At 72.2% G+C, this 14,807-nt stretch carries 10 protein-coding genes; 5 read left to right on the forward strand and 5 right to left on the reverse strand.

Annotated features, from left to right (window positions below):
• Positions 1-50: 50 nt before the first annotated feature.
• Genes QSK22_RS11785 through QSK22_RS11795 form a run of 3 tightly spaced genes read right to left on the reverse strand, consistent with a single transcriptional unit; the run spans position 51 to position 4,891 of the window.
• Positions 51-2,930: a hypothetical protein gene (locus QSK22_RS11785; protein ID WP_285494130.1), complete on the reverse strand. Its 2,880-nt coding sequence runs from the start codon at positions 2,928-2,930 to the stop codon at positions 51-53.
• Between the two features lie 32 nt (positions 2,931-2,962).
• Positions 2,963-3,193: a hypothetical protein gene (locus QSK22_RS11790; RefSeq protein ID WP_285494131.1), complete on the reverse strand. Its 231-nt coding sequence runs from the start codon at positions 3,191-3,193 to the stop codon at positions 2,963-2,965.
• Positions 3,194-3,217: 24 nt separating this feature from the next.
• Complete coding sequence (locus tag QSK22_RS11795) at positions 3,218-4,891, reverse strand: FAD-binding dehydrogenase (RefSeq protein WP_285494132.1); 1,674 nt, start codon at positions 4,889-4,891, stop codon at positions 3,218-3,220.
• Positions 4,892-5,255: 364 nt separating this feature from the next.
• Between QSK22_RS11795 and QSK22_RS11800 the strand changes: the two genes are divergently transcribed.
• The 5 genes from QSK22_RS11800 (at position 5,256) to QSK22_RS11820 (ending at position 10,709) form a co-directional block, all read left to right on the forward strand.
• Positions 5,256-5,933 carry a TetR/AcrR family transcriptional regulator gene (locus tag QSK22_RS11800; RefSeq protein WP_285494133.1) on the forward strand — a complete coding sequence of 226 codons (678 nt, stop codon included), beginning with the start codon at positions 5,256-5,258 and terminating at the stop codon, positions 5,931-5,933.
• A 518-nt stretch (positions 5,934-6,451) separates the two neighbouring features.
• Positions 6,452-6,670: a hypothetical protein gene (locus QSK22_RS11805; RefSeq protein ID WP_285494134.1), complete on the forward strand. Its 219-nt coding sequence runs from the start codon at positions 6,452-6,454 to the stop codon at positions 6,668-6,670.
• A 47-nt stretch (positions 6,671-6,717) separates the two neighbouring features.
• A complete protein-coding gene (locus tag QSK22_RS11810) occupies positions 6,718-7,863 on the forward strand; it encodes a C2 family cysteine protease (protein ID WP_285494135.1) in 1,146 nt (381 codons plus the stop codon).
• Positions 7,864-7,974: 111 nt separating this feature from the next.
• Positions 7,975-8,322, forward strand: coding sequence for a hypothetical protein (locus QSK22_RS11815; RefSeq protein ID WP_285494136.1), 348 nt, complete (start codon positions 7,975-7,977; stop codon positions 8,320-8,322).
• Between the two features lie 167 nt (positions 8,323-8,489).
• Entirely contained in the window at positions 8,490-10,709 is a 2,220-nt protein-coding gene (locus tag QSK22_RS11820; RefSeq protein WP_285494137.1) for a serine/threonine-protein kinase, read from the forward strand.
• A 54-nt stretch (positions 10,710-10,763) separates the two neighbouring features.
• Here QSK22_RS11820 and QSK22_RS11825 read toward each other — a convergent pair whose 3' ends face one another.
• Positions 10,764-13,217, reverse strand: coding sequence for a M16 family metallopeptidase (locus tag QSK22_RS11825; protein ID WP_285494138.1), 2,454 nt, complete (start codon positions 13,215-13,217; stop codon positions 10,764-10,766).
• Positions 13,218-13,506: 289 nt separating this feature from the next.
• Positions 13,507-14,784 (reverse strand): thymidine phosphorylase, encoded by a 1,278-nt coding sequence (locus QSK22_RS11830; RefSeq protein WP_285494140.1) that lies wholly within the window; start codon positions 14,782-14,784, stop codon positions 13,507-13,509.
• Between the last annotated feature and the right edge of the window lie 23 nt (positions 14,785-14,807).

The following is a 14,807-nucleotide window of genomic DNA, read 5'->3' on the forward strand; positions in this document are numbered from 1 at the left end:
GACGGCCAACCTACCCCCAGGTTTGCGCGGAGCTCTTCGTCAACTGCCGCCTATACCGGCGCGTCGCGCAGCTCCAGGTAACGGGCGGCGGCGCGGGCGATGTCCGGGCCGTGCCCCCACAGGTCGGCGGGGTCGTCCGGCATGAGGCACTCGGTGACGGCGTCCTGCAGCGAGTAGGGCACCTCATGCCGGCCGCCCTCGGGGTAGAAGGCGAGGATCTCGGCGGGGAACGCCTCGCGCGGGAGGTAGTGGGTGAAGGTGTAGTAGCGGATCCCGAAAACGATCATGGCGGCGTCGGTCGTGCGCATGCCGGTGCGTTCGGCCAGCTCGTGCACCCAGGCGGGGTCGGGGTGGAGGGGGCCGCGTTCGCCGAGCAGCCGCCGCAGGGCCGAGACGCGGTCGGCGCCGCCCCACCCCTGCGGCACGGGCGTCCGCAGCTCGCGCCATCCCGGCAGTTCCACGGGGTCGAACACGCCGTCGGGCGCGTACTCCCACACGCCCATCATTTTGTCGTGGCGGCTGTAGTGGCCGAAGAACAGGACGCCGCGCGGCGTCCGCCACACCTCGCCGGACGCGTCCTCCCGGTGCATTCCGTCCTCGGGGGTGAGACGCAGCAGCCGCCAGCGTCCCGACCCGTCGCCGCGCATGGTGTTCGCCCACGCGTTGAGGCCCTCCAGCACGGGCCTGCGGGTGCGTTCGGTCTTCCACGGCCAGACGGTGTCCAGCGCGGCCACACCCGTCGCGCCGAACGACACCGACAGCCCGGGAAGCGGGTCGGGAAGAGGCACGACACGCACCGGACGGGGCTCGGACGGCGCCGGGATCTCCATGGCGTCCCGCACGACGCCCTCCACCCACCGCAGGGCCGGCAGGGCAGCCAGCGCGCCGCCGGCGGGCAGGTCGGGGCGCGTCCGCAGCGGCGTCGGCGGCTGCGCGGGCTGCGGCAGGCCGAGCCGTTCGCGCAGGCGCACGATGTTCAGCACGCACTGGGCGGCGTCGCGGGCGTGCCCGATCACGCCGTCGCGCAGGGCGGGCTCGGAGATCTCGGGTACCGGCTTCGGCCACGCGTCGCGGGCCGGACCGCGCCCGGCGAGCGCCGCCTCCACCAGCCGCTCGGCCCGCTCGCGGTCGAGGTCGCGCAGCGCGGCCGAGCCGTCGGGGTCGACCGGCCGCAGGTGGGGCCACCAGCCGGGCGGGTAGACCGGTGCGGGCCGCTCGGGGGTCAGCTTCTGGCGCAGCTGGTACGGCAGCCGGGCGGTGACGGTGCCTCCGGGAGCGATCACGCTGATCACGCCGTCGCGGAACACGACGCGCGACGGTTCGTCCGCCCCCGGGAAGGTGACCTCGGACTCGGTGGGGCCGTCCGGACGCCGGTTCCGCGTCGCGGGGTCGAAGGTCAGGACGAGCCGGGGACCGTCGATCCGCGCGTGGAACGTCACCAGGGAGCCGCGCACGCGCAGCGAGTCGAGGAACTCCTCGCCGTCGTACCACAGCACGAAGTCCTCGGAGCCCTTCACCATGCGCAGGTCGGGGATCTGCCCGTCGGGGGTGTACACCCTGGCCCAGTGCCGGCCGACGACGGCCGTCAGATAGTCGCCGTGCTGGACGAGCTCCACGGTGCCGCGGGCTCGGGGGCCCCACGTGGCGTGCGGGAAGTGCAGCTCCTCCGGGATGCCGCGGCGCAGGGCGGTGCGCAGGGCGTCCACCGGGTCGGCGGGCTGCAGGCCGTCGGTGAACGCGGGGTCCAGCTCGGCGTAGTCGTGGTCGGCCAGCCGCAGCAGGCGGTGCACGGCTCGGGAGACGACGGGCAGCGACGGCGAGGCGGCCTCGGCCTTCCAGGCGGCGGCCTTTTCGCGCAGCGCGTTCCGGATCGCCGGTTCCTGCCACATCCTGTGCAGTGCGGCCGAGTAGTCGATGTTGGCGTAGTGGCCGAGGTCGACGACGAAGGCGTCCAGGAGCCGGGCGAACTCGGCCGGGTCCCGCTCCGCGAAGGCGGCGAGATCGGCCGTGTCGACGATCGAGGTAGCCCACAAGCTCGGGTCCTGCAGCCCGTGGGCCCGGCCGCCGCCCGGCCGGGCGTCGGACAGCAGGTCCGCGGCCGGACCGGTCTCGGCCCGCCCGTCCGGCACCAGCCGTACGCCCGCCTGCCCGGTCAGACGGGCCAGCACGCTCGGACGGCACCGGCCCGCGTACTCGACGAACCACTCCTCGGTCAGGTGGACACCCGCCTGCGCCCTGACCAGCGCATCCAGCCACATCCGCTGGATCTCCTCGGCGAGGTGAGGATCGTCCTCGGCGTCGGTGTCCGGCGCGGCCGCGATCAGCAGGCGCTGGAATTCCTCGTCGCCTTCGGTCAGCCGCGCCAGGGAGTCGTGGGCGGCGTTCCACACCGCGTGCGAGGCGTACCGCAGCGCCCCCGTGCGCAGCAGCCGCGCGGTGAGGTCGTCCTCGGCCCGGGCCTTCTTGATCTTCGCCGCCCGCGCCAGTTTCCGCGCGTCGGGATAGATCCGCGCGTACGGGACGAGGCCCACGGCGAACGCGGCGTCCAGGATCTCGTTGTACCTGCGGTACGCCTCCTCGGGCGCCAGCCGCTCGCCCATCAGCGCGACGTGGTTGCGCAGCGCCGTCGGCGCGACCACGCCCATGGGGGTGAACTCCAGGAAGACCTGGTGCAGCCGGTCCATGTCCACCAGCGACGGGTGGTTCTTGTCCGCCTTGCGCGCCTGGGTGAACGCCCACGTCGCCAGCTCATTTGCAGCTGCGGCGGCGAACCGGCGGCACGCCCGCTCGAAGAACGGCGCCAGCTTCTCGGCGGGCAGGGGCCGCGCGAGCCTGGTCACCCCCGCCCTGGCCTTGCGGGGCTCGTCCGCCGCCATCTCGACCAGCTCGGCCAACCGCGTGTCCCGCTCGGCCAACTGCGTGTCACTCACTCGCACACCCTCGGAAGCTCGACGACACTCCCTCAGACTCCCGAGGAAACGATCTGGTTCAGCCGGGCGCCGACCGGCTGCTCAGGGGGCGAGGAGGGCGTCGCCGACCGGCGCCGGCGGGGCATCGCGGACCGGCCGGGCTCGATGCCGATCGCCTGGACGGCGACGTGGTCGGCGACCGCCGTCAGATGCGCGTCGAGCTTGTCGACGACGGTGTCAAGGGCGATCGCGCGGGCCCTGCCGGGGTCGGTCTCGAACAGCACCGCGTGCTCGACGCCGCCGACGTGTCAGGACAGGTCGCGGGCCAAGGCGCGGCCGGCGGCGCGGCCGGAGAACAGGCAGCCGCCGAGGAAGGTGCCTTCGAGGGCGTTGTAGCCGTGCAGTCCGCCGCCGCCGAATCCGGCGACCTCGCCGGCCGCGTACAGCCCGTCGACGGGGCGCCCGTCCAGCCCGAGGGCGCGCGACTCCAGGTCGGTCTGGATGCCGCCGAGGGTCTTGCGGGTGAGGATGTGCAGCTTGACACCGATGAGCGGGCCGGCGGCCGGGTCCAGGATGCGGTGCGGGGCGGCGACGCGGCTGATCCGGTCGCCCAGGTAGCGGCGCGCGTTGTGGATGCCCTGGACCTGGGCGTCCTTGCTGTAGGGGTTGGCGATCTGCAGGTCTCGGGCCTCGATCTGGCGGCGCAGCAGCGCGGCGTCCAGTAGCGGCTCGTCGGTGAGGGCGTTCATCTTGTCCACCAGCTCCTCCAGGGTGGCGGCCACGACGAAGTCGGCGCCGTGGCGGACGAACGCCTCCACCGGGCCGGGCGCGCCCTTGGACAGCACCCGTTCGCGCAGCACCGCCTTGCGGTCGCCGCTGGTGATGTCGGGGTTCTGCTCCGACCCCGACAGCGCGAACTCCTTCTCGATGATCTGCCGGGTGAGGACGAACCAGGAGTGGTCGTACCCGGTCAGGTCGGGGGTGGTGCGCAGATACCGCAGGGTGGACAGGGTGTCGTAGCCGGGCAGGCAGGGGTCGGGCAGCCGCCGCCCGAGCGCGTCGAACCACATCGACGACGGGCCGGGCAGGATGCGGATGGCGTGGCCCGGCCAGATGGGGTCCCAGTTGCGCACGCCCTCGGTGTAGTGCCACATCCGGTCCCGGTTGACCAGCCGGGCCCCGGCCTTGGCGCTGATGTCGAGCATCCGCCCGTCGACGTAGGCGGGCACGCCGGTGATCATCTTGGCGGGGGCGGGGCCGAGCCGCTCGGGCCAGTACCGGCGCACCAGGTCGTGGTTGCCGCCGATCCCTCCGGTGGTGAGCACGACCGCCTGGGCCGTCAGCTCGAACTCGCCCACGGCCCGGCGGTTGGACGCCGCGCCGCGCGGGGCGTCGTCGGGGGCCAGCAGCGTGCCGCGCACTCCGGTGACGGCTCCGCCGTCCACGATGAGCTCGTCGACCCGGTGGCGGTGGTGGAAGGTCAGCAGCCCCTCCTCGGCGGCCCGCTGAGCGCTGCGCACGAACGGCCCGACCACGCCGGTGCCGGTGCCCCACGCCACGTGGAAGCGCGGCACCGAGTTGCCGTGCCCGTCGGCGCGCAGGCTGCCGCGTTCGGCCCATCCGACGATGGGGGTCAGCTTGATGCCGTGCTCGAGCAGCCAGGAGCGCTTCTCCCCGGCGGCGAACTCGACGTAGGCGCGGGCCCAGCGCACCGCCCAGGAGTCCTCGTCGTCCAGCCGGTCGAACTGGGCGCTGTTCTGCCAGTCGCTCCAGGCCAGTTCGAAGGAGTCGCGCACCCGCAGGCGGCGCTGCTCGGGCGAGTCGACCAGGAACAGGCCGCCGAACGACCAGTACGCCTGCCCGCCGAGGTTGGCGGCGTTCTCCTGGTCCAGCAGCGCCACCTTCCGGCCGCGGCGGGTCAGCTCGTGCGCCGCCACCAGACCGGCCAGCCCCGCCCCGACGATGATCACATCGGCGTCCATACCGTCTCCCTCTCCGACCGCCGCCGGGCCTCGCGCGGCGTCCCGGCGGGCGTGCCGGGCGCCTGGTCGCCGGCTCCCGCTTCTGGACACGCCGGTGATCACATGCTCCGCAGCCGACGGGCCGGGACGCGGGGCGTCTCCCCAGCGGCCGCGGAGCAGGGGTCTTCACCGACGCGCAAAGGCCGGAGCCTGCATTTCCGGCAAGTCTGAATACGACGATATTCAGACTTGCCGCTCGATGGTAGGCACATGCCACCCCGGCCACAAGACCCGATCGGCCGCACGGCCGTCCGCCGGAATCCACGGCGGTGCCGGAGCGGAGCCGATGGGCGACAATCGGTGCGGCACGAAAGCGGAGGACACGGTGGCGGGCAGGATCACACCGGCGGCGGGCCGGTACGCAGGCAGGTCGGCGGCCGAACGGCAGGCCGAACGCCGCAGACGCTTCCTGGAGGCGGGCCTGGACCTGTTCGGCGCGGGCCCCGGCTACCGCGCCACCAGGCTCACCGACGTGTGCCGGGCCGCCGGGCTGTCCACCCGCCAGTTCTACGAGGAGTTCCGCACCCTGGAGGACCTGCTCGCCGAGCTGCACCTGCACGTCAACGACGTCGCCGAGCGGGCCGTGCTGGCCGCGCTGCCGCAGGTGCGGCACCTGCCCGCCGCCGAGCGGTACGCGCAGCTGTTCCGCGCCTACGCCGCCGGAGCCACCGGCGACCCCCGCCACACCCGCATCGCCTACGTGGAGATCATCGGGGTGAGCCCCCGCCTGGACCGCCAGCGCCTGGACCGCCGCGCCCGCTGGATCGACTTCATCCACCGGCAGGCCCGGGAGGCCGTCGCCCGCGGCGAGATCCCCGACCGCGACTACCGGGTCACCGCGACGGCGTTCATCGGTGCCGTCAACGGCCTCATGCACGACTGGGCGGTCGGCTGGGTCGACGCCACCCTCGACGAGGTCGTCGAGGAGCTCGTGCAGATCCTGCTGAGCCGCCTGCACCTCGCCCCGCCGCCCCCGGCCGGCCCGCCCGCGCCGAACCGATAGCGCCGGACGCCCCGAGGGCTCACCGGACCTCGGCGCCACCGGGGTGGGACGGGGTGGCCGAAGTCACCATCCGTCCGCCCGCGACGAGCGCAACCTTCGACCGCCGCACCGCGTCAAAAGCGTCACCGCACGGTTCCGGGCCGACCGGAATCAGCCACTTTTCGAAATGTCATGCGAACCACTCCGACGACTGCTCACGTCAGCTGGAACACAGGCATGCGCAATTCACGGGCACCGTACCCGATTGCACGGCAAAGGGACTCCGCACGGGGCAAGGGCGACCATCTGGAGGTTAACAGACTCGCGCACACCGAGGGCGGTAATCCGCGGACTCCGGAAGATCGACTATTCGTTCTGCACTCTCCTGCACACACATGTTCGAGGCCCAGTATTTGAGCCCGGATTGGGGCCTGAGGGCCCATGCTCTCGCGACCGCCTGGCTGTTTGATAGGGCCCCTTCGCATGGTAGGAGGGCGTGAACTGTGAAGGGACGGAGACCGGACACCGGCGAAGGCCCGGTGTCCTACATCGCCGTTGCCCTGCTGATCGCCGCGATCGCCGGGGCGGTCACGCTCTCGGGTGTGGGGTCCGGTGTGGCCGGCGATATCCGGGCCGCTGTCTGCAAGATCGGCGACAACGACTGTGGGAACGAACGCAGGGTCCACTCGGCCAAACCGCCGAGCCAGCAGGAGTGGGGCAACCGGCCCACCGACCCGGGCAAGGCTCCTCCGCGCTGATCGCCGCGATCGCCGGGGCGGTCACGCTCTCGGGTGTGGGGTCCGGTGTGGCCGGCGATATCCGGGCCGCTGTCTGCAAGATCGGCGACAACGACTGTGGGAACGAACGCAGGGTCCACTCGGCCAAACCGCCGAGCCAGCAGGAGTGGGGCAACCGGCCCACCGACCCGGGCAAGGCTCCTCCGCCCCCCACCGACGACGAGCGGAAGACCGGCAAGCGGGCCGCGGACCACATCCGCGACTATCTCAACGGCTGCGAATGGTGGCGCTTCTGGAGCTGCTGGAGCAAGCAGCCGCCCAAAGACATCCTGGCCTCAATGTCGCCGGGCGAGATCCAGGCCCTGTTCGACGAGCTCAGCGACGACGAGATCCGCCGGCTCCTGCGGCAGCCCGGCGTGGTGGACGTCCTCCGGTTCCGCGCCGACCCCTGGCTGCTGCACCAGCTCGAACGCATCGCGCCGGGAAGCATCGAGCCGAACTTCACCGAGTACTACAAAGACGAGAAGAACGACAACCCCGCCATCGCATGGGGCCCCGTGCAGAACGCGCGGGTGTGGGGCGACAGCGGGCTGCCGTCCCTTGAGGACCTCAACCAGGGCGGCCTCGGCGACTGCTGGTGGCTGTCCAGCATGGGCGCGCTCGCCCAGACCCCGGAGGGCCGCCGTCGGCTCCGCAACATGATCCGGCAGAACCCGAACGGGACGTACACGGTGACGTTCCCGGACGGCGACCAGGTCACCGTCACCCCCTACTTCCCCATCAACAGGGACGGGAACCTGTCCTTCTCCCAGCCGGAGGGCCAGCCCCCGACGATCTGGCCGCTCATCCTGGAGAAGGCGTTCGCGCAGAAGGAAGGCGGCTTCGACGAGATCAACGGCGGCGACCCGGCGCGGGGCATGGAGGTGCTCACCGGCCACGACAGCGACAGCGAGGACGCCGACGACGTGACCCGGCAGGACCTGGAGAACTGGCTCAACAGCGGCCGGCCCGTCGTCGTGAGCACCAAGGACGACGTCGACGGCAAGGAGATCTACCAGCAGCGGCTCCACGCCGATCACGCCTACGTCGTCAAAGGCATCACCAAGGATGGCAAGGTGGAATTGTTCAACCCGTGGGGCTACGACCACGCCACCCTGACGATGGAAGAGTTCAACCGCTACCTCGCCGAGGTCGACATCGGTTCGTTCGAGTGAGGAAGGATCACCATGTCCCAGCGTGCACACCGACGCACGGTGCCGATTCTTCTCACCGGCGTACTGATGTTCGCGGCCGTCGGCTGCGGCTCCTCCGAGGAGACCAGACCCATGACGAAGTCATCCCCGCAATCGATTCCCGCCGCCAGGCTCAGCCCGCCGGCCAACCCGCAGAAGGAGACGAACACGCTCGCACGCGGCACCACCAGCTGGGTCGGCGGGCTGCGCCTGGGCGTCGCCAGCGCCCAGAGCGACTCGGGGACCGTCGTCGTCCTCGACGGGTACGGCGTGCCCCGCGAGAACAACTGGCGGGTGACGGGCAAGGCCGGGCACAGCGAAAAGCTCGCCAACGGCTACACGATCAGCATCGACAAGGTCGTCAACGCCAAGAAGCTCGAGAAGGGCATGATCGGCTCCGGTGGGGGGTCCGTGACCGTCACCGTCACGCCGCCGAAGTAGTCCCGCTCCGGCGGCCTTGACCGCACCGCCACGCCCTGCTCCTTCCGCAAGGAGGCCGCCTCGTCCCCGTCCGCCGCGACGGGGGACGAGGCGGCGCCGTACCGGTCCATGTGACGGGTGGCGTACATCGTCTGTCACATAGCGGAGCGCCCGGTTACGGTGATCGCATGAGAGCTGGGGACCTGCTGGCGGACCGTTACCGGCTGGAGCGGCTGCGGGGCCGCGGCGGGATGGGCGAGGTGTGGGAGGGCTTCGACCAGCGCCTGCGCCGCCGGGTGGCGGTCAAGGTGCTGTCGGCCGACCTGCTCGCCGACCCGAGAGCCGCCGACCAGGTGCTGGCGCGGTTCCACCGGGAGGGCGAGGCGGCCGCGCGGCTGAGCCAGCGCAACATCGCCGCCGTCCACGACCTGGGCGAACACCCAGACGACGGCACCGGGCGGACCCGCCCGTTCCTGGTGCTGGAGTACCTCGACGGCCGCGACCTCGACACCGTTCTGCAAGAACACCCCGGCGGGCTCGCGGTGGAACAGGCCGTCGAGTACGGAGTGCAGATCTGCGAGGGCCTGGCCGTCGCGCACGCCGCGGGGATCGTGCACCGCGACATCAAGCCCGCCAACCTGATGGTCCTGGACGACGGCACCGTCAAGATCTGCGACTTCGGCATCGCCCGCCTCCAGGACGCCACCGCGGGCCTGACCCGGGAGGGGTTTCAACCGGGCACCCCCGCCTACATGGCGCCCGAGCAGCTCGACGGCGGACCGGTCGACCACCGCGCCGACCTGTACGCCCTGGGCGCCACCCTGTACCACCTGCTCACCGGCCGCACCGTCTTCCCCGCCGACAACCTGCGCGCCCTCATCGCGATGCACCTGACCAAGACCCCCGAGCCGCCCAGCACCCACCGCCCGGACATTCCCCACCACATCGACACCGCCATCACCGCGCTCCTCGCCAAAGACCCCGCCCAACGCCCCGCCTCAGCCGAGCAAGCGGCGACCAGCCTGACAACCGCCCCCACCCCGCCGAAACCCCACCTGGCCGAGGCCCAACGCATCGCGCTATCCATCACCGACTCCTTCCACCAGATGGACGCGTTGCTGGAGATCGTGCGCGCGGTGATCGTGCACGACCCGGAGGAAGCCGAACGCATCGTTCGATCCGCCCCCGATCCCGCCCGGCTGTGGGCGTTAAGGCATGTCGCGAAGGTGGTGGCGGCGCACGATCCGGCAAGGGCCGCGCGCATCGCCCGCCTCCTCACCGACCCTGACCAGCAAGCACGGGCATTGAGCGACGTCGCGAAGGTGGTGGCGGCGCACGATCCGGCGAGCGCTCATCCCCTGCTGGTCCAAGCCGAACACCTCGCCCGTTCCCTCACCGCCCCCGACAGGCAGGCGGCGGTGTTGGCAGAGGTCGCGGATGCGGTCGCCGTACAGGACCCGGCCGCCGCCCGAACCCTACTGGCCCAGGCCGAACGCATCGCCCACTCCACTACCGACCCAGACGACCGGGCACGGACGCTGAACATCGTCGCGACAACGGTCGCCAAGCATGACCCGGCCGAAGCCGAACGCATCGCCCGCTCCATCATCGACCTCCGCTTCCAGATGTGGGTGTTGAGGGATGTCGCGGCAATGGCCGCCACGCACGACCCGGCAGAGGCCGAGCGCATCGCCCGCTCCATCACAGACCTCGACGAGCAGGCAACGGCGCTGACGAAAATCGCGGACACCGTAGCCGCACACGACCCGGTCGGTGCCCGGAACCTAGTGGCGAAGGCCGAGCGTATCGTCCGCTCCATCGCTGACCCCAAAGACCGGGCACAAGCGTTGAGCGACGTGGCGAAGGCGGTCGCCGAACACGATGCGGCCGAAGCCGAACGCATCGCCCGCTCGATCGCCGAGCCCTACGACCAGGCGCAGGCGTTGAAAAAGGTCGCAGAAGCGGTGGCCTCCCGTGATCCCGCCGACGCCGAACGCATCGCCCGCTCCATCCCCCGCGCCGGCTTCTTTCACAAGATGGCGTTGAGGAACGTCGCGGCGGCGGTGGCCGCGCACGACCCGGCGGAGGCCGAGCGCATCGCACGCTCCATTACCCATCCCGACTACCAGGCAACGGCGCTGACGAAAATCGCGGGTGCCGTGGCCGCACACGATCCGGTGCGCGCCCAGAGCCTGCTGGCTGAGGCCCAACGCATCGCACGCTCCGCCCTCGACCCCGACGATCACTCGTGGGCGCTGGCGAAGATCGCGGGTGCGGTGGCCGCGCACAATCCGGCCGGTGCCCAGAACCTGCTGGCCCAAGCCGAACGCATCGCCCGCTCGATCACCGAACAACGCAGGCAGGACTGGGCGTTGCGGGACGTCGCAATAGCGGTGGCGGGCGGTTAGGGGTTCGGAGGGCGCGGCACGCCGTTGTGCGGGCGCCCCCGGAAGCGGCGCGGGTCAGCGGATGCCGACGGCGCGGCGGGCCTCCTTGTAGGCGCGGGCGGGGCGGGGCCAGTAGCCCCAAGGCAGTCCGTCGGTGAGGGTCTTGCCCGCCTGGGAGAGGTGATGGCGGGCCCGGTCGTAGTCGCCCGCGTAATAAAACGCGGCGCCGAACAGGTGGTGGGCCTCGCGGGTGCGGGGGTGCTCCGCCATATGGGTCAGCCACTTGTCGGCCGCCGCGCCCAGGGCGGCGTGAGTTTCGGGACGGGAAGAAAGGTACGCTTCCACGCCGCCCTCGGACCCGATGCCGTTCTCCAGAAGGGCGACGGGCAGCATTGCCGTCAGCGGGTCGCCCGGTTTGGCGGCCTCGACCGTCGATTCGGCGAATTCGAGGACTTCGGCGTCCGAGCCCCACCACTTGTCGCACAATGCCTGCGCCCGTGTGTAGTGGCCGCAGTACAGGCCGTCATGCCGGTCCTTCAGTTCCCGCCAGATCCGGTCGAGTTCCAACCGGCCCAGTTGGAGGCCCATGGCGTGCCATTGCAGGCAGTCCCAGGGAACCGGGTCCTCGGGCAGCAGTTCGGCGGCGCGGTACAGCGGTTCTCCGGCGCCCGCGAGGATCAGCCAGAACTGGGCGAACTGTTCATCCGGAACGTCGTCGGCTCGGGCGCTGCCGCGGACGTTCCAGGCCTCGCGGATGAGCGTGCCGCCCAGCCACAGATGGACGTCCGGGTCGTCCGGCCGGGCGGCGGCCAGGGTGTCGAGCCGGTCGCTGTGGCCGGCCGCGGCCCGGGAGAGCCGGTCGAGATAGAAACCGCGAAGTTCGGGCAGCGGCCGCGAGCGCGACAGCAGCTCCAGGCCCGCGTCGAGCCTGCCGGAGCCGACCTGGGGCAGCACGGCGGCGAGGCCGGGGTCGTCCCAGGCCGTGCCGCTGCGCAGGCCGAAAGGCAGGCGGAAACGCGGCCCGCTGCGGCGCCTGCCGGGCTTCGGGGGCGCGGCGGCGGTCTCGGGACGCTCGGGGATGTCCTCGTCGGAGCGGGCCGGCATGGGGACGACCCGGTCGGCGGGGGCCATCCGGTCGATCCGCGCGGGCAGGTCGTCGGCGCCGATCCACCGGTTCGGTTCGATGTGGACGGTGATGCCGTCCAGCCCGATGAGGGCGCGGGCGCCGTCCGGCCAGGCGAGGACGGCGGCGCAGGAGTCGTAGCGGACGGTCCCCAGGTTCGGCCCGGTCATGCTGGTCACGCCGGTGGGGCCGACGATGAGGTGCAGGTGGCCCGCCTCGGGGTCGGCGCGGGTGAAGCTCTGCCCGCGCACCGCCACGACCGAGCAGCCGGGCGCCGGGACGTAGCGGTCGACGTGGGGTTCCTGGCCGTCGGGGACCATCAGCAGAGCCGAATCGCGCACGGTGCGCGCCACCTCCTGCACGTCGCCTGGCGTCAGCTCGTCCAGGTGGCGCAGGATCTCCTCGTACGTGCGGTCCGGGGCGCCCATCAGCTCGTTCCAGCAGGACGACATCGTCAGCGCGCCCGCTGCCTCGGGCTGGTCCAGGCGTGCGCGGTGGATCGACACCGCCTCCCGCAGTTCGGCGTCCGGCACGGGCTCGTCGGCGATCCGCTCGATCTCATCGACGAACTCTCGGGTCAGCCGGGGGTGGGACTCGGCGAGCCCGTCGGCGAACGCGACGATGTGGGCCATCTCCCCATCGCGGGGCGCGTAGCCGACCTGCGCGCTGTAGCTGAGCGCGTCGTCGAGCCGCAGCGCCTTGAGCAGCCGCCGCTGCAGCAGCGTGGCGAACACGTTGCCGGCGGTTGCGCGGGGCACGACCGCGCTGAGGCCGACGCCGTTGACCTGCGAGTTGAAGTAGGCGGGGGTCTGCGGCAGAGCGCTGGTCGGTGCGGGCGGGGGCATGCGTTCGCCGTCGGGCAGGTCCAGGCGCAACCCGGCTGGCGGCGGGCCGCCGACGACGGCCAAGGCGGCGTTGGCGCGAGTGAACCAGCGGGCGGCCCACGCGGTGACGTCCTCGCCGGTGTGGGCGGGCAGCCCGAGCTCGTCATAGCCCTGCAGGCCGTAGCCGGCGGCGCCGTACCGCCACAGCAGCAGCCGGCCGGCGACCCCCGGGGAGCGGCCGGCGGCCTCGGTCCGCAGGATCTGCTTCTCCGCCTCCAGCCGGTCGAGCGGGGGTTCGCGCAGGGCACCGCAGACGGTGCGCAGGAAACGGACCACCTCGTCGCCGTCGCCTTCGGTGAAGAACGCCGTCGTCACCGAATCGACGGTGCCGTTGTAGTGGTGTTCGGGCTGGCCTACGCGGTGCAGCGCCAGATGCTCCACCAGATGGGTGATTCCGCTGCGCGCAAGCGTTTCGTCGGACTGGCCGACACGGAACAGCAGGGCGACGCGATAGCCGTCGGTGTTGCCCCCGGAAGCCCAGAAGGTCGGCACCCCGTCGATTTCCGTCCGCGTGACCTTCACGCAGTCCTCCCCGTTTCTCAGGTCGCGTCATCATACGATCCCGACGCGCCGGAAACGACGGAAAATCGGCGCTGCGGACCGCGTCCGGACACCGTTGCCGGTTTTATCCGCATAACATCGGTTGGACGCCCGCAATTGTGTTCGCGGCGGTACTGCTCGTCATCGGGGACGGGTGCGACGCGCGGCGATGCCCGCTGGAACCGCCACGTCCGCAATGGCGCGCAGGGACCGAAAACGGCGGGCGGCGGTTTTCGGCGGCACGGCCCGCGAGATGCGCCGGCGCGGCCCGTCAGGCGATGCGGTCGATGACGAGCGGCAGCAGGTCGGGGGTGGCGTCGGCGGCCACCTCGACGGCGCCGTCCAGGGCCTCCAGGGCGCGGGGGATGCGGTCCGGGTCGTCGGTGTGGAGGGTGAGCAGGGGCCGGCCGGCGGTGACGCGGTCGCCCGGCTTGGCGTGGCAGACGACCCCTGCGGCGGCCGAGACCGGGTCCTCCTTGCGGGCGCGGCCCGCGCCGAGGCGCCAGGCCGCCACGCCGACCGCATAGGCGTCCAGGCGGGTCAGGACCCCCGTGGCGGGCGCCGCGACGTCGTGGGTCTCCTCGGCCGACGGCAGCGGCGCGTCGGGGTCGCCGCCCTGGGCGGAGACCATGCGGCGCCACACGTCCATGGCCGAGCCGTCGGCGAGCGCGTCGGCCGGGTCCTTGGCGGACGAAAGGCCCGCGGCCGTCAGCATCTCCCGGGCCAGCGTCACGGTCAGCTCGACGACGTCGGACGGGCCGCCGCCCGCGAGCACCTCGACCGACTCGGCGACCTCGACGGCGTTGCCGACCGCCCGGCCGAGCGGCCGGTCCATCGCGGTGAGCAGCGCCACGGTGCGCACGCCGTGGTCGGCGCCGATGCCCACCATGGTCTCGGCCAGTTCCCGGGCCTGCCCGATGGTCTTCATGAACGCGCCCGAGCCGACCTTGACGTCCAGCACCAGGGCCCCGGTGCCCTCGGCGATCTTCTTGGACATGATCGACGAGGCGATCAGCGGGATCGACTCGACGGTGCCGGTCACATCGCGCAGCGCGTACAGGCGGCGGTCGGCGGGCGCCAGGCCCGAGCCCGCCGCGCACACCACGGCCCCGGTGTCGGCCAGCACCGCGAGCATCTCCTCGGGCGTCAGCGACGCCCGCCAGCCGGGGATCGACTCCAGCTTGTCCAGTGTGCCGCCGGTGTGGCCGAGACCCCGGCCCGACAGCTGCGGGACGGCCGCGCCGCACGCCGCCACCAGCGGCGCCAGCGGCAGGGTGATCTTGTCGCCGACGCCGCCGGTGGAGTGCTTGTCGGTGGTGGGCCGGTCCAGCCGCGACCAGTCCATCCGCTCCCCGGAGCGGATCATCGCCTCGGTCCAGCGGGCCACCTCGGCCCGGGTCATGCCGTTGAGCAGGACGGCCATGGCCAGCGCCGCCATCTGCTCCTCGGCGACGACGCCGCGGGTGTAGGCGTCGATCACCCAGTCGATCTGCTCGGGGGTCAGCGTGCCGCTGTCCCGCTTGGTGCGGATGACGTCGATCGCGTCCACGTCGGTGGGCTCCTTCGCGGAGG

Source organism: Actinomadura sp. NBRC 104425 (assembly GCF_030269545.1).
Taxonomy (GTDB): Bacteria; Actinomycetota; Actinomycetes; order Streptosporangiales; family Streptosporangiaceae; genus Spirillospora; species Spirillospora keratinilytica.

Coding starts and splice junctions, on each gene's coding strand:
- QSK22_RS11795 (WP_285494132.1), bottom strand. CDS start 4,891: ATGGACGCCGATGTGATCATCGTCGGGGCGGGGCTGGCCGGTCTGGTG.
- QSK22_RS11815 (WP_285494136.1), top strand. CDS start 7,975: ATGACGAAGTCATCCCCGCAATCGATTCCCGCCGCCAGGCTCAGCCCG.
- QSK22_RS11820 (WP_285494137.1), top strand. CDS start 8,490: ATGAGAGCTGGGGACCTGCTGGCGGACCGTTACCGGCTGGAGCGGCTG.